This window comes from Flavobacterium sp. XN-5, from assembly GCF_008033395.2.
Taxonomy (GTDB): domain Bacteria; phylum Bacteroidota; class Bacteroidia; order Flavobacteriales; family Flavobacteriaceae; genus Flavobacterium; species Flavobacterium hiemivividum.
This window is the reverse complement of the sequence record NZ_VOGZ02000007.1, coordinates 1-23,072: the sequence shown is the minus strand read 5'-3', so window position 1 is coordinate 23,072 and position 23,072 is coordinate 1. Positions and strand designations below refer to the sequence as shown.

20 protein-coding genes are annotated in these 23,072 nt (G+C 33.8%); 4 read left to right on the top strand and 16 right to left on the bottom strand.

The genetic code is table 11. The features are described from left to right. The first annotated feature begins 27 nt into the window (after positions 1-27). Positions 28-6,393 (top strand): PAS domain S-box protein, encoded by a 6,366-nt coding sequence (locus tag FQU23_RS12110; RefSeq protein WP_147674055.1) that lies wholly within the window; start codon positions 28-30, stop codon positions 6,391-6,393. A gap of 119 nt (positions 6,394-6,512) precedes the next feature. On the opposite strand, the gene FQU23_RS12105 is transcribed toward FQU23_RS12110, so the two are convergent. The 16 genes from FQU23_RS12105 to FQU23_RS12030 form a co-directional block, all read right to left on the bottom strand. Further along, positions 6,513-7,637 carry an ABC transporter permease gene (locus tag FQU23_RS12105; RefSeq protein WP_147674054.1) on the bottom strand — a complete coding sequence of 375 codons (1,125 nt, stop codon included), beginning with the start codon at positions 7,635-7,637 and terminating at the stop codon, positions 6,513-6,515. Between the two features lie 105 nt (positions 7,638-7,742). Further along, complete coding sequence (locus FQU23_RS12100) at positions 7,743-8,849, bottom strand: ABC transporter permease (protein WP_147674053.1); 1,107 nt, start codon at positions 8,847-8,849, stop codon at positions 7,743-7,745. 107 nt (positions 8,850-8,956) lie between these two features. Next, complete coding sequence (locus FQU23_RS12095) at positions 8,957-9,691, bottom strand: ABC transporter ATP-binding protein (RefSeq protein WP_147674193.1); 735 nt, start codon at positions 9,689-9,691, stop codon at positions 8,957-8,959. Between the two features lie 188 nt (positions 9,692-9,879). Next, complete coding sequence (locus tag FQU23_RS12090; RefSeq protein ID WP_147674052.1) at positions 9,880-10,776, bottom strand: ABC transporter ATP-binding protein; 897 nt, start codon at positions 10,774-10,776, stop codon at positions 9,880-9,882. Between the two features lie 49 nt (positions 10,777-10,825). Then, complete coding sequence (locus FQU23_RS12085; protein ID WP_147674051.1) at positions 10,826-11,110, bottom strand: hypothetical protein; 285 nt, start codon at positions 11,108-11,110, stop codon at positions 10,826-10,828. Between the two features lie 38 nt (positions 11,111-11,148). Beyond that, on the bottom strand, positions 11,149-12,021 hold the full coding sequence (locus FQU23_RS12080; protein ID WP_147674050.1) for an HlyD family secretion protein: 873 nt from the start codon (positions 12,019-12,021) through the stop codon (positions 11,149-11,151). Between the two features lie 45 nt (positions 12,022-12,066). Beyond that, positions 12,067-13,323, bottom strand: coding sequence for a TolC family protein (locus FQU23_RS12075; protein WP_147674049.1), 1,257 nt, complete (start codon positions 13,321-13,323; stop codon positions 12,067-12,069). Then, a complete protein-coding gene (locus FQU23_RS12070) occupies positions 13,320-13,913 on the bottom strand; it encodes a TetR/AcrR family transcriptional regulator (RefSeq protein WP_147674048.1) in 594 nt (197 codons plus the stop codon). The genes FQU23_RS12075 and FQU23_RS12070 overlap by 4 nt, the downstream gene beginning before the upstream one ends. Positions 13,914-14,326: 413 nt before the next feature. Continuing rightward, entirely contained in the window at positions 14,327-14,632 is a 306-nt protein-coding gene (gene trxA, locus FQU23_RS12065) for a thioredoxin (RefSeq protein ID WP_147674047.1), read from the bottom strand. Next, entirely contained in the window at positions 14,625-14,831 is a 207-nt protein-coding gene (locus FQU23_RS12060) for a hypothetical protein (protein WP_147674046.1), read from the bottom strand. The genes trxA and FQU23_RS12060 overlap by 8 nt, the downstream gene beginning before the upstream one ends. Further along, entirely contained in the window at positions 14,831-15,664 is an 834-nt protein-coding gene (locus FQU23_RS12055; RefSeq protein ID WP_147674045.1) for a methyltransferase domain-containing protein, read from the bottom strand. The genes FQU23_RS12060 and FQU23_RS12055 overlap by 1 nt, the downstream gene beginning before the upstream one ends. After that, positions 15,657-15,956, bottom strand: a complete 300-nt coding sequence (locus FQU23_RS12050) for a DUF202 domain-containing protein (RefSeq protein ID WP_132112322.1) — start codon at positions 15,954-15,956, stop codon at positions 15,657-15,659. The genes FQU23_RS12055 and FQU23_RS12050 overlap by 8 nt, the downstream gene beginning before the upstream one ends. A gap of 3 nt (positions 15,957-15,959) precedes the next feature. Next, entirely contained in the window at positions 15,960-16,172 is a 213-nt protein-coding gene (locus FQU23_RS12045) for a DUF2892 domain-containing protein (protein ID WP_132112320.1), read from the bottom strand. Positions 16,173-16,281: 109 nt separating this feature from the next. Next, the gene (locus tag FQU23_RS12040) at positions 16,282-17,694 is read right to left on the bottom strand and encodes an MBL fold metallo-hydrolase (RefSeq protein WP_147674044.1); all 1,413 of its coding nucleotides are present in this window, start codon (positions 17,692-17,694) and stop codon (positions 16,282-16,284) included. Positions 17,695-17,773: 79 nt separating this feature from the next. Beyond that, positions 17,774-18,562, bottom strand: a complete 789-nt coding sequence (locus FQU23_RS12035) for a sulfite exporter TauE/SafE family protein (protein WP_147674043.1) — start codon at positions 18,560-18,562, stop codon at positions 17,774-17,776. A 73-nt stretch (positions 18,563-18,635) separates the two neighbouring features. Beyond that, positions 18,636-19,262: a Crp/Fnr family transcriptional regulator gene (locus FQU23_RS12030; protein ID WP_132112315.1), complete on the bottom strand. Its 627-nt coding sequence runs from the start codon at positions 19,260-19,262 to the stop codon at positions 18,636-18,638. A gap of 297 nt (positions 19,263-19,559) precedes the next feature. Between FQU23_RS12030 and FQU23_RS12025 the strand changes: the two genes are divergently transcribed. From FQU23_RS12025 to FQU23_RS12015, 3 genes are all read left to right on the top strand, one after another. After that, complete coding sequence (locus FQU23_RS12025; RefSeq protein WP_132112313.1) at positions 19,560-19,871, top strand: rhodanese-like domain-containing protein; 312 nt, start codon at positions 19,560-19,562, stop codon at positions 19,869-19,871. Between the two features lie 65 nt (positions 19,872-19,936). Further along, positions 19,937-21,517, top strand: coding sequence for an NADP-dependent glyceraldehyde-3-phosphate dehydrogenase (locus FQU23_RS12020; RefSeq protein WP_147674192.1), 1,581 nt, complete (start codon positions 19,937-19,939; stop codon positions 21,515-21,517). A gap of 199 nt (positions 21,518-21,716) precedes the next feature. After that, positions 21,717-22,427 (top strand): hypothetical protein, encoded by a 711-nt coding sequence (locus FQU23_RS12015; protein ID WP_147674042.1) that lies wholly within the window; start codon positions 21,717-21,719, stop codon positions 22,425-22,427. Positions 22,428-23,072: the final 645 nt, after the last annotated feature.

The following is a 23,072-nucleotide window of genomic DNA, read 5'->3' as shown; positions in this document are numbered from 1 at the left end:
AAGAGTAATTGATAATTATCTGCGTTTATGAGTATGAATGAAGCCAAGCCAAGCTATGAAGATTTACTCAAGGTTATAATAAATCAAGAGGAAGTAATAAAGAAACTTAGGAAAGAACCGTTAGAGTTAGGCAATTTTGAATTAAATATTAAAGAATCCGAGGATCTGGATCTATTGTGCATTGCAGGAATGGATGGGGGCTTTAAAGAGGTTAATCCATCTTTCTTAAAAAAGTTAGGATATACTGAAAAGGATTTGATAAGTACTAGTTTCACTTCGTTTATTCACCCAGAAGATGTTGAAAGAACAAATCGTGAAATACAAAGATTGTCGATTGATCATACTTCTATTAGTTTCGAAAATAGATATATTAAAAAAAACGGTGCCGTTGTATATATTCATTGGACAACTAATGTCGATTACGGAAGAAAACTTATTTACGGAATAGGAAGGGATTTAACCCAAATAAGAGAAGCCCAACAGAATTTAATTACCAGCGAGCGACTCTTAAATTACGCCCAAAAAATAGCTAAGATTGGAAGTTGGGAATTCGATATGATCACTAATAAAATGATTTGGTCGGAAGAATTGTATTCCATTTATGAAGCCGAAAAGAAACCGAATGAGGAGTTGTTTCAGTCCTACTTAAAGTGCTTTTCAAAAGAAAATCGTATATTATTTCAAGATAAAATCAATCAATGTATGATTGACAAGGAACCTTTTGAAATAGAGGCGGCGGCGCATTTTTCTAATAATAGAATAAAATGGCTTAATGTAGTTGTCGTTCCAGTAACAGATAAAAATGGAGATGTAATTGCACTTAGAGGGAATACACAAGATATTTCTTCGAAAAAAGAATTAGAAGAAACCTTAAAAGTCAAGGAGCAAAATGAAATTGCTCTTATTGCTAAGTTAATTAAAGAGAAAAGTAACGCTAAATTCAGAAATTATATAGATAACGCCCCTGATGGCGTTTTTGTAGTTGATAATAAAGGAAATTATTTAGAAGTTAACGCAGCTGCATCTTCAATAACTGGATTCTCAAAAGAAGAGCTACTAGCTATGAAATTTGGCGAGTTATCGTCTCCAGAGACTGTTGATAACTCCAGGAAGCAATTCAAAGATTTACTGGTAACTGGTAGATTGAAAGGAGAGCTTACAATTACTCACAAAAATGGAGCAGTCGTTACTGTGTTAGTTGATGCCGTTAAACTCTCGGCAAATTCATTTCTTGCGTTTGTAAAAGATATCACCCAAAGTAAAGCCGCAGCTGAGCTACTGAATAATACATTCGAACGGATCAGTGATGCTTTCGTGGCTCTAGATAATAATTGGCGTTATACCTATTTGAATAAAAAAGCGGGGGAGATTTATAATCGAAATCGTGAGGATTTGATTGGTAAGAGCATTTGGACAGAATATCCTAAAGCTATAAATCAATCTTTTTTTAAAGCGTGCCAGGAATCGTTAGCGGACCAAAAATATATTTTTGTTGAAGAGTTTGATTGTTACTCAGGTTTGTGGTTTGAAAACCATATTTACCCTTCGGCTGATGGTCTCTCTATTTTTTTTAGAGATATATCTGAAAAGAAAAGGGCTGATGAAATTATTAGAAAAAACGAAGACCGCTTTAGAGCTTTAGTAGAAAATAATCAAGGAATAATTACTGTTATTGATGAAGAATTAAAAGTTGTTTATAGGAGTATTTCATCGGCCCGTGTTACTGGATACACAAATGAAGAATTTGATGCAATTACAGATGAAGTCTATTACCATCCGGATTATTTAGAGTATGTACACACTAAGATTAAGGAGTCTATTGAGAATCCTAATATTCCTATTGCTCTTTTGTTTCAGGTTAAACATAGAGACGGGAGGTACATATGGTTAGAAGGAGTGTTGAATAATAAGCTTGCTGATCCTAGTATAAATGGGATTATTACAAATTTTAGAGATATTACGGAGCAAAAAAAATCGGAGTTAAAAGTCATAGAAAACGAAAGATATTTTCGTGCCTTGGTCGAAAATAATGAAAGTATTATTGCTGTATTAGACAAAAACTTAAAGACAATATTTCGCAGCCCTTCTTCCACTCGTATTACAGGCTACAGCAGTCAAGAATTTAAGGAATTGGCTGACAAAGACTATTTTCACCCCGATTATTTAGAGTATATGAAACTGCAAATCCAAAAAACTTTGGATTATCCAGATACTCCAAATCCAGTTTTGTTTAAGGTTAAACATAAAAACGGGAGGTATATATGGCTAGAAGGGATTCTGACAAATTTGATTAATCAAAAAGGTGTTTTAGGAGTTATAGCTAACTTAAATGATGTCACTGAAAGAAAAGAAGCAATCGAGTTATTAGAAAATGAAAGAGATAAATTCTTTAAAATAGCAACGACAGCTCCGGGCTTGATTTATTCGATGCGTAAAAACAAAGACGGCTCATTGAGTTATCCTTATGCAAGTCATGCGATAAAGGATATTTACGGACTTGAATTTGAGGAGGTCGAAAAAGATTCCAATAGTATTTTTAAACGAATCCATCCAGATGATTTAGCGATGGTTATTGAGAAAATCAACAAAACTAAAACAGAATTAGTTCCATTAAAAGGGACCTATCGCTATTTACATCCTACAAAGGGATTAGTTTGGCATGAAGTGAATTCATTGCCTGTTGTAGAGCCCGCAGGAACCGTAATTTGTCATGGTATTATTACAGATATCACTGAAAGAATAGAAGCGGAGCAAAAAATTATAAAAGCCAATAGATTGTATCATTTTATCAGTCAAATTAATCAAATGATTGTTCGTACTGCTGATGAAGAAACACTCTTTAGAGAGACCTGTACTATTGCTGTTGAAACGGGTAAATTTAAAATGGCCTGGATTGGGTTAATAGATGAAGTTAACAATGAATTAGTACCTGCAGTGGTTATAGGAGAAGATAGAGGGTATCTCTGCGCAATTAAGGCAATTTCTATTAATGAAATACTAGAAGGAATAGGGCCTGCAGGCACAGCAATAAGGAATGAAAAGTATGTTATTTGTAATGACATAGAAAACTGTACTCTAATGACGCCTTGGAAAGAAGAAGCGCTAAGTCGAGGGTATAATTCTGTAATGGTATTACCTATTAAAAAAAGTCGAAAAATTATTGGAGTTCTATGTCTCTATTCTACTGAAAAAAACTTTTTTGATGCAGAAGAAATTGCATTATTAGATAAGGCGACTGATGATGTATCTTTTGCACTTGATGTTTTTGAAAAAGAAATTCAAAATAAAAAAGCGGAAGAAGCTGTTTTTCAAAGTGAAAAAAGGTACCATGCACTTACAGAAGCTTCTCCAGTGGGGATATTCCGTACTGATGTAGCTGGGTCTACTACTTATGTTAATCCAAGTTGGTGTACGATGTCAGGACTGTCAGTTCAAGAAGCTTTGGGTGATGGTTGGCTTAGTGCTGTTCATAAGGACGATCGAAAAGTAATTATTAAAGGATGGAATGATGCCACCGTAACAAATCAAGAATCAATATCTGAGTATCGTTTTGAAAGAGCTGATGGTACAATTGTGTGGGTGATGGGGCAAGCTATTCCTGATCGAAATATAGAAAACGAGATTGTGGGCTACATTGGTACCGTTACTGATATTACAAAACGTAAAATCGCTGAAGATATAATTTTTAAAGAAAAACTACTTTCCGAGACGATAATAAATGATCTACCCGGTTTGTTTTATCTCTGTGATCAATTTGGCAAATCTTTAAAATGGAACAAAAATTTTGAACATGTTACAGAATACAGTGGTTCTGAAATTAGTCAAATGACTCCTTTGGATTTTTTTCATGAAGAGGAGCATGAAGAGGTCAATTCAAAAATCATGACCGTATTAGAAGAAGGATACGCTAGTATTGAAGTTGATATTTATTCAAAAACAAATAATAGAGTACCCTATTATATTAGTGGAACAGCTATAGAATATGAAGGAAAAAGATGCCTTCTAGCGATGGCATTAGACTTAACGGAGAGAAAAAAAGCAGAAGAAATAATTAAAAGCGCTAATGAACGCTTCGAATTAATTTCGTCAACAACAAATGATGCTGTATTTGAATTGGATTTTAGTACCGGCAAAAGCTGGCATAATAAAGTATCGTACAATAATTTAAATTCGTATGATGAAAATTTATCAACCGAGGAGAATAAATTATTGTGGAGATCTAACCTACATCCTGACGATAGAGATCGAATTATTAAAAAAATTGAAGCATGTTACGCTGGAACCTCAAACTCTTGGGCAGAGGATTTTCGTTTTTTAAGAGCAGATGGTACTTATGGGAACTTTTATGAACGTGCTTTAATTATAAGAGATGATCAAGGCAAGCCCACTCGTTTTATAGGATCGATGTTAGATGTTACAGACCTTAAAAAAGCGGAAGAAGAATTCAAGAAGGCAAATAAAAAGATGGAGGCAATCATCGATGCCATCCCAGATCTAATGATAGAAGTAGGTTTAGATGGAACTATCTACAACTATCATTCCCATCGTAAAGATTTATTTACGGAATCTGCAGATCGATTTATTGGCAAGAAAATATCAGAAATATTGCCTGCTGAGGCCGCTAATTTAGCTTTTTCGGCCATTCGTGAAGCTGCTGAAAATGGGTTTTCGACCGGGAGACAATACACCTTGGAAAAGAAAAATGAAATACGTTGGTATGAGTTGTCGATCGCACCAATGAAGGAAACGGAAGAACATGAAATTCATTTTATATGCCTTTCGCGTGATATTACAAAAGTCAAACTTGTTGATGAATCACTTGCGAAAAGTGAAGAAAGGTATCGCGGATTGTTAGATAATTTGGATGCAGGTATCGTCGTTCATGCAGCAGATACTTCCGTCATTATGAGCAATAACAAAGCTTCGGAATTATTGGGTTTAATCACCGAACAAATTTTAGGCAAAAAGGCGATAGATCCAATTTGGAAATATTTAAATGAAGATAATTCGATTATAGATATTGAAAAACACCCAATAAGCCTTATTCTTACAACAAAAGAAGCGGTCAAAAATTTTACATTAGGAATTAATCATCCTAATACTGAAAAGATAGTATGGGTTTTAGTAAATGGCTTTCCAGTTTTAGACACTAAAGATGAAATTACTGAAATTGTAATTAGTTTTATTGATATTACGCAGCGAAAATTAATGGAAATTGAATTGTTGCAGTCAAAAGAACAATCTGAAGCAGCGAACAAAGCCAAAACTGATTTTCTGGCTAATATGAGTCATGAAATTAGAACTCCCTTGAATGGAATCATTGGGTTTACCCATTTGCTAATGAAGTCAGGACTGGAAAAAAATCAGTCAGAATACATGTCCACCATCAATGATTCTGCGACTTCTTTAATGCAAATTGTAAACGATGTTCTGGATTTTTCTAAAATTGAATCCGGGAAATTAGAATTGCATATTGAAGAAGTAAATTTGTATGAATTGACGCGTCAGGTTATTGACTTATTCAGCTATCAGGCAACCCAAAAGAATATTGATTTAGTATTAAATCTCAATGGGAATGTGCCAAAATATGTACTAGCGGACTCTGTTAGATTAAAACAAGTTTTGGTGAATTTATTGAGTAATGCAGTAAAATTCACAAGTTTTGGAGAAATACGTCTTGATGTTTCTGAAATCGAAGTTGTAAATGGCAAAATTACAACTTTACAATTTTCTGTAAAAGATACCGGTATTGGAATTAAGGAAGACAACAAGGAAAAAATATTTAGCTCCTTTGTACAAGAGGATAATTCTACTAATCGAAAGTTTGGAGGAACCGGTCTAGGATTGGCTATTTCAAATCAACTATTGGACTTAATGGACAGTAAATTACAGCTGGTGAGTAAGTATGGAGACGGAAGTGATTTTTTCTTCGAAATTAAATTCGAAAAACCCAAAGCCAGAAAGAAACGAGCTCCTGAAAACAGTACTACACCTGAAAAATTAGTAATTGAAAGCTTTAGTGATAAAAAGGTTTTAATTGTTGAGGATAATAGAATCAACATGCTTTTAGCAAAAACATTGGTTAAAAAATTAATTTCTAATTGCAGAATCTACGAAGCTAGGGATGGAAATGAAGCTGTGGAACAATATGAAAAAGAAAGACCGGATATTATTCTAATGGATATTCAAATGCCAAATAAAAATGGATACGAGGCGACTTACGAAATACGACTTTTAGAAGGAGGTTTAAACACTCCAATCATCGCGATAACCGCTGGTATAATGACTGGTGATAAAGAAAAATGTCTGGAGTCAGGTTTAGATGATTATTTGTCAAAACCAATTATTGAAGGTGATTTAGAACAAATGTTACTGAAATGGCTTCATAAATAAGGTGAATTTTTGCAAAGATTTATGCTGATAAGTAGCGATCAGTATGAGTTCTATTTCTTAAGTTTTTTACTAATACGAACAAGGGTTTAAAATCTAATTTTAATTCTTGATTCGTATTATTAATTCGTTTTTTTATAACTCCAAACGGCAAAGCCATTGATTACAAAAGCATAAAATGCAATTATACCTATTTGGATTTTTATGTCATTAAAGCCTGCACCTTTTAGCATTACCATTCTAATAACTTCTACAAAATAACGAATTGGGTTGAAATAAGTTAGGTTTTGCGCCCAAGTGGGCATACTTTCAATTGGTGTAAAAAGCCCGCTCATTAAGATAAATATCACAGTAAAAAACCAAGCAATAAACATGGCTTGTTGTTGGGTTTCGGTATGATTGGATATAAAAAGTCCAATACCTAAAATTAGAATGAGATAAATAGATGTAAAACCATAAATCAAGAAAATATTTCCTAAAATAGGCACGTTAAAAATAACTTTTGAGATAATTAAGCCAACGGATAAAATCACCAATCCTAAAACCCAAAATGGAAATAATTTCCCGATGATGAATTGGTGTTTTTTAATAGGTGTCACATTAATTTGCTCTAAGGTACCCACTTCTTTTTCTCTTACAATATTCATTGAAGATAAGAATAAGGATAGCATGGTAACCAATAAAACTAAAATGCCGGGAACCATAAACGTTTTATAATTTAGAGTTTTGTTGTACCAGAAGGATGGAATTGTGACAATATTTTGTAGTTGCTCGACGTTTCCTGGACTATAAGTTTGTAGTTTCGTTTGTATGGCTTGATTGAAGCCCAAAATAATTTGGGTTATGTAAACATTAGTAATTCCAGCCGCAGCGCCATCTATTGCATTTATACTAACCGAAAGATTAGTGTTTTGTTGTTTTATTAAATCACGTTCAAAGTAAATGGGGATTTCGAGAATAACATCTACTTCGCCTTTTTGCATTTGTAGATTAGCTTGTTTTTTAGATGAAAATTCCGAAATTATATTGAAATAGTCAGATGCTTGAAATTTTCTGATCAATTCACGTGAAGCTGTCGAATGATCATGATCGATAAAGGAAAATTTAATGTTTTTAACTTCAAAACTAGCGGCGTTAGAAAGAATAACAAGTTGTAATAAAGGCAAAATAAATATAATAGGTAGCATACTTTTATTTCTAAAAATTTGCTTGAACTCTTTTTGGATTATGAATAAGATTGTTTTCATTTTTCGTTTTTTGTCACGAAGACATAAATTTTTTTATTAAAACACAACTGCCATAGTTTTTCTATCATAAATTACAATTACAATTACAATTACAATTGCCATTGATTACTCTAATCGTATTTTATATTTTTTGATACTTAACACTATGAAGAACAATGTCATTCCAATTAAAATTAAAGTTTCTTTCCAAATTAATGAAAAAATAGCGCCTTTGAGCATGATGGCTTTGATGATAATGATGAACCATTTGGCGGGAATAATAGTACTGATGACTTGCAATGGAAGTGGCATACTCGAAATAGGGAAAATAAATCCTGACAGCAAAATTACGGGTAACATGAGACCGAAAAGTGAAATCATCATCGCTGTTTGTTGTGTATCTGACAAGGTGGAAATTAATATTCCTAATGCTAATGCACATACTATAAACAAAATACTTTCTATGGCTAATAGAAATAGACTTCCTTCGATGGGCATTTCGAAAACAAAATAACCTAAAAGAACAATAATAGTAGCGTTTATTACAGACAAAAAGATGTACGGAAAAACTTTGCCAATGATAACTTGAAACGGTTTTAATGGAGAAACTAAAAGCACTTCCATAGTACCTAATTCCTTTTCTCGAGTGATAGAAATCGAGGTCATCATTGCTGAAACCAGCATTAAAATAACCGTCATCACTCCTGGAACAAAAGTAAATACGCTTTTGAGTTCTGGATTGTAATACAATTGAGTTTGTGTCTGAACCTGATACGAATTTTGGCTAGTGTTGTTGATTTCTTTGGTGTGATTTTGCAGAATAGCATTGATGAAATTTGTCACTGTGTTGGCAATATTTGGATCCGTCGCATCCGTAATAACTTGTACTTTGGCTTGTTTTTGGGTTTGCAGATTTTTTATAAAATAATCTTCGAAAACTAATACAGCTTTTACTTTTCCTTTCTTGAATAGGGATTCAATTTGGGATTCATTTGTTAGTTTCTGTTCGATGTGAAAATACTTTGATACATCGATTTTATTAATTATTTTTTGGGTTTCACTGTCTTTTGATTTATCTAGAATACCAATGTTGACATTATTGATTTCATTTGTAATGGCAAAACCGAATAACATAATTTGAGCAATAGGCATTCCGAAAAGGATAAACATAGAGCGTCTGTCACGAAAAATGTGATAAAACTCTTTCTTTACAAAACCCATAAATCTTTTCATTTTTTGTTTTATTTATCCGCAATGTGCGCAAATATTTTTTGGAACACAGTTTCGAGAGTTTTAAGAAATATTTTTTTGTCTTTTCTCTTTCCTCTTTATTCTATTTTCTATTCTATATTTCTCGCCAATTTTAAAAACACATCATTCATTGAATCTACATTGAACTGTTTTTTGAGTTTTTTTGGGGTGTCTAGTGCTTCAATAACTCCATCAACCATAATGGAAACTCGATCGCAATATTCGGCTTCATCCATGTAATGTGTAGTTACAAATAGGGTGGTGCCTTTGTGGGCTTGGGCGTAAATCATTTCCCAAAATTGTCTTCTTGTAATTGGATCTACGCCTCCTGTTGGTTCGTCTAGAAAAACTATTTTTGGTTCGTGTAATAGGGCAACTGAAAACGATAATTTCTGCTTCCAACCTAATGGCAAGGAACTCACTAAATGATCAGCTACGTGTTGCATTTCTAATTCTAGGATAAGTTGCGCTGTTTTTTCTTTGATTTTCTTGCGCGACAAACCATAAATTCCGCCAAAAAAAGTAATGTTTTCTTTAATCGTCAAATCATCATACAAAGAGAACTTCTGGCTCATGTAACCAATGTTTTTCTTAACTATATCGGCTTGTGTGGCGACATCAAAACCGGCTATGATGGCGCTTCCACAAGTTGGTTTTGAAATTCCAATGAGCATTTTTATAGCCGTAGTTTTCCCAGCTCCATTTGCTCCTAAAAATCCGAAAATCTCGCCTTTGTAAACGTCAAACGTAATGCCTTTGACCGCTATGAAGCTGCCAAATTTTTTGGAGAGGTTTGTGACTTGTATGATTTTATCCTCCCCCAACCCCTCCGAAGGAGGAGAGCTAAGTCTTGATAGTAATGGATTTTCTTGATGCTTCATTTTTTTTACACGAATTAGCTGGAATTGTAGGGCTTTAATTTATTTCACTAATTTTAATTTTCACTGAATTTAATTGCTTTTGATTCTACAGAATGATTCAGTTTCTAGCTCATACTTCATCTCATAATTATTTAAAGGTCCATAAAAACGTCTTCGATCGTTGGTGCTGCTTTTTTTATAATGATGTCAGAATGATTTTTATTTTCTAAATAGATTTTTATTTCATTTGGATTAAAATTTGGGTCTTTATCAATATAGTGAATGAATTCGCCAAAAGCATAAACACTATATTGACTGGGGTAATTTTTTAAATCCTGAATTAAACCATGAGTATTTGTAGATTGAACATCGTAAATTACTTTTTCATACTTGGCGGTAATTGCTTGTGGTGAATCGATTTTTAATACTTTTCCTTTTTGTATTAAAGCAATTCTATCACATAAGGAAGCTTCATCCATATAGGGTGTCGATACTAAAATCGTGATTCCCTTTTGCTGTATACGTTTTAGCATTTGCCAAAATTCTTTTCGAGAGACTGGGTCAACTCCAGTTGTTGGCTCGTCTAGAAACAAAACTTTTGGAGCGTGGATTAAGGCACAACACAATGCTAATTTTTGTTTCATTCCACCAGATAATGCTCCGGCTCTACGTTTTTTAAATGGTTCGATTTGAACGTATATATCTTCAATTAATTCATAGTTTTCTTCAATCGTAGTTCCGAAAATCGTGGCAAAAAAACTCAAGTTTTCTTCCACCGTCAAATCTTGGTATAACGAAAACTTTCCAGGCATATAACCAACGGAATTTCTGATCGCTTTATAATCCGTAATTACGTCAAAACCGGCTACCGTCGCTTTACCTTCATCTGCTAGTAAGAGTGTCGTCAAAATTCTAAAAATAGTTGTCTTCCCAGCGCCATCGGGTCCTATTAATCCAAATAATTCTCCCGAATTTACTTCAAAGGACGCCGCATCAATAGCTTTGATGTTTTTGTAGGATTTGGATATGTTCTGGACTGAAATACTCATATTTTAAATTTAAATTGCATTATCAATTTCAATTTTTTTTACCAGCTGATTACTTAATTAATAGAAAGTTAGTATCTTCAATAGCATCTACCCAATGTTTCATATTAGGTTCTATTTTTACATAATCACCTGATTGTAAATTGATTTTCTGCTCGTTTTCGTCGTTAAAAATTGATTTTCCTGAAACACAAACTAATAAGGCTGGTGTTTTTGTGAGATGTTCTTTTAGCTGTTTGCCTTTTGCAATTTGCAAAGAAATCACTTTTTCTGTTGGGTCGAATAATATGCTAGTTTGAACGGTTTTATTGTCGGGATGTAAGTCTTTTAAATTCATTTTAGATGAGTATTAAAGGTTTTAAATTGTTGTTGTGGTTATAGTTTTACTTCGGCTGGCATTCCTATTTTTAAACTGCCATCGTTTTTAACGGTTACTTTTACAGCATAAACTAAATTGACTCTTTCCTCTTTTGTTTGGATAATTTTAGGCGTAAATTCTGCCGCCGATGCTATCCAGGAAATTTTTCCTTTATAAGATTTTGTACCATTGTCATTATCAATTGAAACGGTAACTTCTTGTCCAATTTTTATATTAGGCAATTGTGTTTCGCTAAAATATACGCGTAAAGTCATTTCAGATAAATCGGCAATTTTGTATAATGGTTTTCCGAAAGATGTAATTTCATTTGGTTCTGCATATTTCGATAAAACCGTTCCTTTTACGGGATTGATAATTTTACTTTTATCGATTTGATCGTTGATTTTTTCTATTTGAACATCAATAGATTTGGCTTCATTTAAAATAGGCTCATCTTGAGTTCCCACGCTATTGATTTGTTCTTTCAATACATTCACTTTGCCTTCGATTTCGTCAACTTGGCGTTTCGTAGCCGCATTTTCAGCATACATATTCTGTGTTCGTTTTTGCTCAATAATCGTTGCTTTGAGTTGGGCTTGCAAGACATTAGCTTGGGAAACGACATTTTTTGATTTCGAAAAAATGGTAGTTTTAGAAGCGAGTAACTGTTGTTTATTTAAGTACAATTGAGTGGTGTCTATTAATCCAATCGAAGCATTAGCCTCAAGAACGGCTCCTTCCTCTAAATTTAAAAATTCTATTTTACCATTGGCTTCTGCCGAAATAGTAATTTCAGTAGCTTCAAAGTTACCATATCCATCTGCAAGGTCGCTATTTTTGCCGCAAGAGCTAAGACTTACTATCATTAGAGCAATAATTATATTTTTCATACTTGTTTGTTTATTGTTGTCCGCTTTGTAAGTCGAACTATTTCTCTAATTTCCATTTATAACGTGGTAATTGGCTTTCGCCAAAAGCAATTGAATTTCATGTAATTTCTGATTCGTTTTGGCTTCGTACAAATTTGTCAATTCGACCAAATAGTCAGAAGAAGTGATTACTCCATTGCGCAACTGTGCATCGGCTGATTTTACGACATATTCCCTTAAGGAAATAATCGCTAGATCTGTGCTGAGGACTTCTTGCAATTTATAGACTTCATTTTGCATTTCCTGCAACTGAAGATTATTATTTAGTAAAAAGACGTCTTTGTCGGTAGTCACGATGGCCTCAGAAATGACTAAAGCGTCTTTTTCTTTTTTGGATTTATTCCAATCAAATACATTCCAATTTGCTTTCAAGCCAAGCATGTAAAAAGTTTGAAATGAATTATCTAACATATTAAGACCGGGATTCCCGTAACCTGCCTGACCAAAAGCATTTACTCTTGGTAAATTGTTTTTTGAAACCGTGTTTCTAGATAGTTCAATTTGTTCCTTTTGTAAATCAAATAATTGTAATTCTGGGCGTTTATTTACGGTGTTTATTTCCCCATCAATTACAGGTTTAAGCAAAGTGACATTCTCATTTATGGGAGAGGCCGTTAGAAGCGAAAGGCTTTCTAATGTTCTTTTCCGGTCGAATTTAATTTCTATGAGTTGTTGTTTTATTTTTAGGTTTTCTGCCTCAAGAACTTTTTCGGATGCAGGAAGGATAGCACCAAATTTTATTGCCGATTTTATTTCTTTTATTTTAGAATTCAATTGCTCTTGTTTCGAAACCAAAATAGCATTACGTTCTTGCAAGAGAAAGGTCGAGAAATACAGCTGGTTAATTCTGGATTTGAGTTGGTATAAGTTGACTTCAGTTTGCTGTTGTAGCGTTTTAGTTTGTGCTTGTTTTATTTTCGCATTGGCATCAATTAATCCGCCGTTATAAATTAATTGGTTGATATCGAGTGTAGCGCGGTATTGATCTTTGTTGGGCGGATTGACGGTGAAATTTGGTAGACTTATTGGTAGTTGTGTTACATCTGACTGATAGGTTGCTTGTGCATTAAGGTCAATTTTTGGAAGTTTTGAGCGGTTCAAAGCTTCAATTTCCAATGCTGATTTTTGTTGCAGTAAAACAGTTTGTTTGGCAATAGGGTAATTTTTATTCGATAAAACATAGCATTCTTCCAAAGACAGCGTTTGCTGACCGATAGACAATAAAGGCGAGAGCAGTAGCAATAGGATGTTTAATTGTCTCATGTTTTTATCGAATTAATAATTTGTGTAGCGATACTGGTTTTTCGTTCTTGCATCATCGTGTTAAATTCTGATTCAGAAATTTGTATTAACCCCTTCACTAACATTTGTGCGGCAAAAGGAAACACGGTCAGCGAGAAAATGTCCATTAAAAGTTGTTTGGGATTTATTGGTTTTATTATTCCAGCTTCGATTTCTTTGTCGATTTGTGCTAATAGGAGGCTGGGATTGGGTCTGCTTTCATTCTTTAAAAACTGCATGACAAATTCAGGGTTGTTGTTCATTTCCTGAATTACAAATGGTGGCAGATAGGGATTGTCGATTACGAATGAAATATAATTGTGTGTGAAGTTTTTTATTTTTTCAAAAATAGAAGCTTCCGAATTAAAAATTTCGTTGATCTGTGGAGCTAATTGGCTGAAGGCGTTCATAAACACAGCTTCAAATAGTAATTGTTTGTTTTTAAAACAATAATGCAACATGGCTTTGTTTATACCGGCTTCGTCTGCAATTTCTTGCATGCGTGCTCCCGCGAATCCCTTTTTTTGGAACACGGTTCTAGCGGCATAAAATATTTTTTCTTCCGTATTCATTGAGTTTAACTTTTCGGTTTAACCGTTTGGTTAACAAAGGTAGAAAAAAAAGCAACTAGAGTTACTTTATTTCTTTTTTTACAAACATATTAAATAGCAAACCGGCTATCTGCATTCGATACAAATAAGAGATGAACGTTTTTAATTTGAATTCATGACTGTCCGCATCTTGTACTAAGTCTTTTTTTCTCGCCAGGAATTTCACGGATTCACACAGTGTTTATACAATTTATTAAAGGAATCTGTGAAAATCAATTTAATCTGTGGCTAATTTTATAGCTTTGGTACAAGTTACGGACGGTCCTATTTGATTTTAAAAGCGCCACTTACACAAACTGTTTACTAGCGCTTATATCTTGCAATAACTCCAACCTCTATTCCTAAATTGCGCAAAAGCACTATTACGTTTTTTATCATTTATTACTTTTTTCTAGTATGACGTCGATTATGGCTTTCTTTTCCATAACTCCTGATTGACGCCATAATTGTTTTCCATTCTGGAAAAGAATCATCGTAGGTACACCACGCACTTGGTATTTAGAAGCAAGTGGTTGATTTTTATCAATATCTATTTTTATAATCGAAATTCGATCACCTAAATTATCTTTCACTTCTTTTAAAATGGGACCAAGAACTTTACATGGTCCGCACCAGGTAGCATGAAAATCAATCAATATCGGTTTTTCTGAATTTATAAGATTGTCAAAACTATTATTCATTTTTATTTTTCTTTAAAGGTGGTACTGCGCATCCATTAAGGCTGCATCCAGTATTAAAAATCGATTGGAATAGAAAAAATGCTGCCATGAAACCAAATAACCATTCTTGATATTGTACCGCTTGTTGTATTAAAAACAGTCCAATTACAAGCCGAATCCAGCGCATGCTATGCCAGTTTGTTATTAGTAATTGTTTCATTACGTTATCTTCTTAATTTTGTACTTCTCATCATAAGAAACTGTTTTTTGTAGTTCTTCTAATGGAATTTCTATAGTACTCACAATAAGTATTTCGGCAAAATTGCTGCTCATACTTACATTGAGTACCTCCTTAATTGCCGCAAACTTTTTAGTAACGGTGTCCATGCACCCACTGCAAGTGATTCCTTCAAATTCATAAAGGTTGACCACAGCAGTACTATTTTTTTTAAATTCGAAAAACAATTCCGAATTACTTCTGGGTGCAATAGAATTAGCACTTTTTTCTAAAGTAATAAAGTCAAATGCGTCTTTAAAAAGAAGTTCGTATTCGTCTTGGCTTCCACCAAAAGGAGGGCTTACCTCAAATATTCGATTAAAAAGCAAACCAGAAATTTTTCCGTATTTTGCTAAAAGCTCGTGCATTTTCCAAACGTACTTTTGACGCATTACCGGGGGCAAAGCACAGAAAAATGTTTGTTCGATAATCAAATCGTATTCCCCTTTATGACTGAAAAAATCACCTAATAATACTTGTATATGAGTATTAGTGATAAATTTTTCTGCAATAATTTTTACTAATGTAGGCGCAATATCTATTACTGTAACATTTGTAAATCCTTGATCCAGTAGATATGCAGCTTCATAGCTGTTGCCACATCCTGGAATTAAAATAGCGATATCTTTATCTTTTAAAGTATCTATATAAGTTTTGATTGGGGGAGAGACCAAGCCTAAATCCCAGCCAGTGGCGTTTGCTTTGTACTGTGCATCCCAATATTCTTGGTCTAATGGCTTTTCGCAGGATACCACACAACATGATTCGTTATTCATAATAATCTAATTTATAATCTCCAATATGTTTTTCATTTTTAGTAATCATTTTTCTATGTTTAAAATAATTAAAAAGGCCTAAAATTAGAATGACAAATGCAATTGTGTAAAACGTAATTTCAATGAAAAGACCGTTTTCAATCTGCAATAGATTTCTAGTGCTTAAACCTGCTACAAAAAAATACATTGCTGTGCGTACAAAAGCTAAAATTGTGGTTTGATTTGCTAATGTGGTTCGCTGCAAGGCGAGCTGTTCTCTTAAGATCAAGTCCTTATTGACTGTGTCTTTCATAGATTAAATGTTGGTTTTGTTTCTTCGACTACTATGTCCAAATATACTATACGCGGGACAGTAGCCTATCAAACTTGTAATAAACAAGATGAGGGCAATACTACCTAAAACTATAGCCGTTGTGCCACTTATGATGTTTACGAAATACATTATGGCAATAATAGCTGCTATAGTTGCTCTTATCAATTTGTCAGTTGTACCTAAGTTCTTTTTCATAATTTTGATTTTTAATAAAAATTAAAATTCTTAATATGTTCCTATGAAAGTACGGCATATATAGCTAATAACCAAGTCCTTTAACAGCCTATTGTCATTTAACTGTATTTTATAAAACTTTACTTTGACACACAAAATCAGTTTTTGGTGTCGTAGTTTTTGCGATAGCATTAAATCCTCCCTCAACTTCTGAGAAGTTTCTGAATCCTCGCGCTTGCAATATCGATGCAGCGATCATACTGCGATATCCACCGGCACAATGAAGAAAAAAGGGCTCTTTAGGGTTTATGTCTTTGATCCAATTATTGATACTTGCTAAAGGTTTACTATAAGCATCTTCCACATGTTCTGCAGCATACTCCGTGTCTTTACGGATATCGATCACTTTACTTTCTCCAATTTTCACTGTCTTTGCAAACTCTTCGGCCGTGATCCTATTAATTGTATCCGTTTCTTTACCTGCTTTTTCCCAACCTTGAAATCCGCCTTCAAGATGTCCTACTAAGTTATCAAATCCTACACGACTTAAACGAGTGACTGACTCTTCTTCCTGGCCAATTTCTGTAACGAGAATAATTGGTTGTTTTACATCAGCAATTAATGCACCTACCCAAGGAGCAAAATCACCTTCAATTCCGATGTTTATAGATTGTGGAATAAATCCTTTAGCAAAATCTCCATTTTTTCGGGTGTCCAAGATTAAAGCTCCAGTATCTTCGACTACCGCTTCAAAATCAGTTGGATTTACTGCTCTCATACCGTTGTTTAAAACAGTCTCAAAGCTTTCGTATCCTTTTTTATTCATAGCGACATTCATTCCAAAATAAGCTGGCGGAGGCAATAGGCCTTCCGTTACTTCTTTGATGAATTCCTCCTCGGTCATATTTGCTCTCAAAGCATAGTTAGTTTCTTTTTGATTACCAATAGTCGAAACTGTTTCTTTACTCATATTTTTTCCACAAGCACTTCCCGCACCATGAGCTGGATATACAATTACATCATCTGGCAACGTCATTATTTTATCTCTTAAAGAATGAAATAATATTCCTGCTAATTGTTCCTGAGTCATAGCAGCTGCTTTTTGTGCTAGATCAGGTCTTCCGACATCGCCAATAAACAAGGTGTCCCCAGAGAAAATAGCATGCTCTTTACCGTCTTTATCAATCAATAAATAAGTTGTGCTTTCCATAGTATGTCCAGGAGTATGCAAAGCTTTTATTTTGATATCTCCAAGAACAAATTCTTGACTATCAGTTGCAATTATTGCTTCAAATTCAGGATTTGCATTTTTACCGTACACAATTGGTGCTCCCGTAGCTTTGCTTAAATCAAGATGTCCCGAAACAAAATCAGCATGGAAATGGGTCTCAAAAATGTATTTTAGTCTTACATTATCGCGTTCTAATCGGTCAAGGTAAGGCTGTACTTCACGAAGGGGATCTATAATTGCCGCTTCGCCATTTGAAGTTATGTAATAAGCACCTTGTGCTAAACATCCTGTATATATTTGTTCTATTTGCATGATTCTGTTTTTTTATTTTTATTCTAAACAAAGATAAATCTTGTAAAGCGATTTATCAGTGACTATTGTTACTTAACATTTATTTAAAGAAGATTTCTTTAGTGATAATATACAATCCCATTACTAATACGAACCAGCCAAAAGCAGGTTTCAATTTTGCGCCGTCAATTTTTCTTGATAATTGCGTTCCAATAAATAAACCAATTATCGCCAGGAATGAAAGGGTTAAAAGTAATTCGTAATTAAGTTTAACTCCGCCAATAATATCGCCGCTAAATCCAATAATGGAATTTACAAAAATGATGAAGAGTGAAGTTCCTACTGCTTTTTTCATTGGTAAATTAGCAAAAAATAAAAGCGCAGGGATAATTAGAAAACCTCCTCCAGCACCTAGAAAACCAGTTACTAATCCCACAACTAGACCTATAAAAGATAATTTCACAAAATTTACATGAATATCTTCTTGTTGTGGCTTTGATTTTCTTACCATCGAAACTGATGTTGCGATCATTAGAACAGCAAAAACAAGCATGATGAGAAGATTCTTTGTTATTTCAAATGTCCTAATGTAAAAAATGGAATCAGGAATTATAGGTAATAAAATTTTTCGAATAAATAGTAAAGAAATAATCGAAGGCACGCCAAAATATATGGCCGACTTTATTTTTAGATTTCCTAACACATATTGACTGTAAGATCCTACCATGGAAGTAATTCCAACGATAAATAAAGAGTAACTTGTCGCTTGTTCTGGGTTTACTTTAAAAAGATAAACTAAAATTGGAACAGCAAGAATAGATCCTCCGCCACCTATAAGACCTAAAGTAAGACCTATTATAATTGAAGCTAAATAACCAAAATATTCCATCTATAAATTTTTCTTACAAAGGTTGGTCGTATTTATTTCTCATACAGTAACAATTGTCACATAGACCTTTTTTTTAGTTCAAAAGCTCAATGTGATTGCGATGCAATTGCACTAAACCCCGTTGTTCCATTTTTTTGAGTAATCGAGAAATGACTTCTCTTGAGGTATTTAAATCTCTTGCAATCTCTTGATGGGATAATTTTACATCTTTACATCCGCATGCATCTGAATGACGTTTTAAGTAAAACTCTAAGCGTTCGTCCATTGCCCTGAAGGCGATGTTGTCTACTACTTCTAGCAATTCCTCAAATCGAATACGATAAGTATAGATTACAAATTCATTCCAACTGCGGTGTTCCATCATCCATTTCTCCATTAAAGAAAGCGGAACGATTATTAACTCTACATCATCAACTGCAACAGCTGTGATTTGACTAGTTTGACTTTTAGTAGCACAAATCATAGAAACGGCACAAGCTTGTCCAGGTTGCAAAAAATACATTAGAAATTCACCGCCATTTTCTCCTTCTCTAAAAACCTTAAGCTGACCTTTAGTAACTAACATTGTATTATTGATATATTGACCAGTTCGCATCATGACATCACCCGCTTTAAAAGATTGAATTGATGCATGCTCTTGAATTTCTTGGATCAATTCATTGGAAAAAGTAGGGAAAGTTTTTTTTAGAGAATCTTGCATTTTGAGTTCTTATTTGATTTTAATTTAGTGCGCGTTAGTGTAAAAGTACATTAAAAATTGAATAAGTTTAGGAAACGGAATGCGTACTTGGTCGTGCTATTATTTTTGCGATGGACTTTACAGTATCTTCAATTTGTCTATCGATTTACTGGACTATATTTCGCAATTAGTAGTAAAAAAGATAATTAACTGATTATTAAATGGTCGCGAAAACGTTTTTTACGATATATTATTTAATTCTAAAGTCACGGTTTTATTGTTATCGAAAAGTATTGTAATTTTACAAAAAACACGATTATGAATTTAACACAAGAAGATTGGGCTTCTAATCTTGAAGCAGATACCAATGCAGTGATCCTGGATGTGAGAACGGAGGACGAATTTAATGACGGAATCATTCCGAACGCGGTAAATATCGATATCCATCAAGGACAATTTTTTATTTCAGAAATTGAAGCCTTAGACAAGAATAAAAACTACTATGTTTATTGTCGTTCTGGAGTTAGAAGTGCCAAAGCATGCGAAGTAATGAATGAATTAGGTATTGAAAACGCCTTTAATTTAACAGGCGGGATTTTAGCATGGAATGGAGAGATCGTATCTCCTTGATAATTAAAAGATAATATAAATATTTTCTATACCTAAAAAAAAACAGAATGTCAAAAGCAACCACAATGACTAGAATACCAGAAGAATTTCAAATAAAAGATTTATTAAACCAAGATACTTATTTAGTAAACGGTGAATTGAAAAAATGGGAAGGGCAAACATCAGCCGTTTTTTCAACTATTTCATCTACTGAAGAATACGCGCCAACAATATTAGGATCTATCCCATTTATGGGTGAGAAAGAAGGCTTGGAAGCAGTGGAAGCTGCTGATTTAGCTTACAATAACGGTCAAGGGCTTTGGCCTACAATGAGAGTCAAAGATCGTATCAAGTGCATGAGTAGTTTTGTTAGACAAATGGAAACTACAAGAGAGGAGGTTGTTAAATACCTAATGTGGGAAATTGGGAAATCACTCGGTGATTCACAAAAAGAATTTGACAGAACCGTTGAGTATATCTATGATACCATTGAAGATTACAAGAAGCTAGATCGTGATAGCGCTAAATTTATAAAAAGCCAAGGAGTAAATGCGATGGTCCGTAGAGGACCTTTAGGAGTGGTTTTGTGCCTAGGGCCATACAATTACCCATTGAACGAAACTTTTGCTTTGCTTATTCCTGCTCTAATTATGGGGAATACCGTAGTTTTTAAACCTGCTAAACATGGAGTTCTTTTAATTTCACCTTTATTAGAAGCATTTAGAAATAGCTTCCCAGCTGGAGTAATAAATATAGTCTATGGTAGAGGTAGAGAAGTGGCTTCGCCAATAATGAAATCTGGAAAAGTGGCGGTTCTTGCATTAATAGGAAATAGTAAATCTGCGATCGCATTACAAGATCAGCACCCTAACAAAAACAGACTGCGTTTAATTCTAGGACTTGAGGCTAAAAATCCTGCGATTATATTAGCTGATGCTGATTTAGATCTAGCAATCCAAGAATGTATTTCAGGAACACTATCTTTTAATGGTCAACGCTGTACCGCATTGAAGATTTTATATGTTCACGAAGATTTAGTTGAAGAATTTAATAAAAGATATGCAGCAAAAGTAGATGAGTTAGTTTTTGGAAACCCATGGGAAAAAGGAGTTTCACTTACTCCATTACCAGAGAAGGAAAAACCAGCTTACATTCAAGAATTAATTGATGACGCAGTAAGTAAAGGAGCTAAAGTTATTAATGAAAAAGGAGGAGAACACAGTCCTAATTATATTTTCCCTGCGGTTTTATATCCAATAAATAAGGAAATGAGGGTATATAATGAAGAGCAATTTGGACCAGTTGTGCCTATTCTTTCATTCAAAGATATTCAAGAACCTCTAAACGATATGGCCGAGTCTAATTATGGGCAGCAAGTAAGTTTATTCGGCAAAGACATAAAGACAATTGCCCCGCTTATTGATACGCTTGTAAATCTAGTTTGTCGCGTCAACTTAAACAGTTCCTGTCAAAGAGGACCGGATATTTATCCTTTTACTGGACGTAAAGATTCAGCGGTTGGAACATTAAGTATCCATGATGCTTTGCGTTCTTTCTCAATAAGAACTTTTGTTGCGTCCAAAGATAATGACTACAACAATCAAATCTTGCAAAGTTTATTAAATAGTGATGAGTCTAACTTTATAACAACTGATTATATCTTGTAGTATATAATTTAATATTTTTAAAAAGCCGTTTTGTTGAATTCAACAAAACGGCTTTTTTTTGATTTAGGAACAGGAACTTTATGACTAAATACTTTAAAATAGTATTGTCATAGTATAAAAAAAAAAAACATTTAAACTGTTGATAATCAATGTTTTTGAGTTAAATTTACATTGTTAATTAACTTAAAATGATTAGGGTATGAAAAATAGTAAACATTTTTTGAGACCAGTTTTAATAGTATTTATTGCTGTTGTGTTTTTATCTTGTAAAAACGATAAAGCTGAGAAAGAAGATCCGGCGATGACGGAAAACGATTCCGTAAGTGTTGCTTTTGAGCCATTTAAAGTAATTGTTATTAAACATGAAGTAGCTGATTATAATAAGTGGAGGTCTGAATATGATGCTCACGATTCCATTAGACGGGTACACGGAATTTCTCATTTTGTTATTGGTCGAGAAATGGATAATGATAATATGATAATTGTTATTGATAAAATCAGTGATGTCAATAAAGCAAAGGAGTTTAGTATGCTTCCCGATTTAAAAGAAAAAATGAAAAAGGCAGGAGTTAAAGGTCCAGCTATGTTTTCTTATTATGATGTAATACGAAATGATGATGCCAGAATTAATTTGCGAGACAGGCTGATGGTTATTCACCGTGTAAAAGATTTTGATACATGGTTAAAAGTGTATGACAATGAAGGAATGACTAAAAGAATGGAAGAGGGCTTAATAGATAGGGGAATGGCAAGAAGTATTGATGACCCCAATTTCGTTGCATTATTATTTGCAGTTTCAGACATGAAGAAGGCAAAAGCAAGTATTGCTTCAGCAGAAAAGATGAAATTAATGAAAGAGGCCGGTGTAGAAGGTAAACCTGAACTCACGTTTTATAAACTAACAGAATAATGTCTGTTTGATTAATATAGTGTCTGGGAGTTCCCCATTACATAAAAAATAGACTATACCTATATATAAGGAGTAACCACTTTTCTTTAGAGGCTATTTCCCGCCCCCGACACTTTGGGGCGCTACAATCTACTTCGCCATCCCTTCTCGCGCGAAAAGACGAGAAGGGACTGGCTTGATAGGATTTCCACTGCTATTGGGGCTAGGTGAGTCGCTTTTAGAAGTGAGATTTAAATATTAGTAATAAAATCTCCAAAAAACAACGCTTATATATAATAGTATATAAAGCAAGAGCACTAAATTATTCGGGAATCAAGGCTAGTTATGCTATTTGACACTACTACGGAGTCAATAAAAAATGCTGTATTTACAACGAAACAGGGCAAACCACGTCCATAAAGTCTCCCTCTCCTTGGGAGAGGGCTGGGGAGAGGAAAAAAACTTTCCACTTCAAGATTCCTATTTCCAGCGAGTTAAGTCATGCGTTAAGAAAACATAAAAAAATAGTCAATAAAAAGTATTGTTTAAGGCTATAAAGGAACTACTTTTGCACCCGCAACAGCGAATAAGTTCATAAGAATATTGACAGGTTATAAAGGGGTTTAGGCTTAGGAATTATTTCTAAAATAAATCAAAATAAAGCTT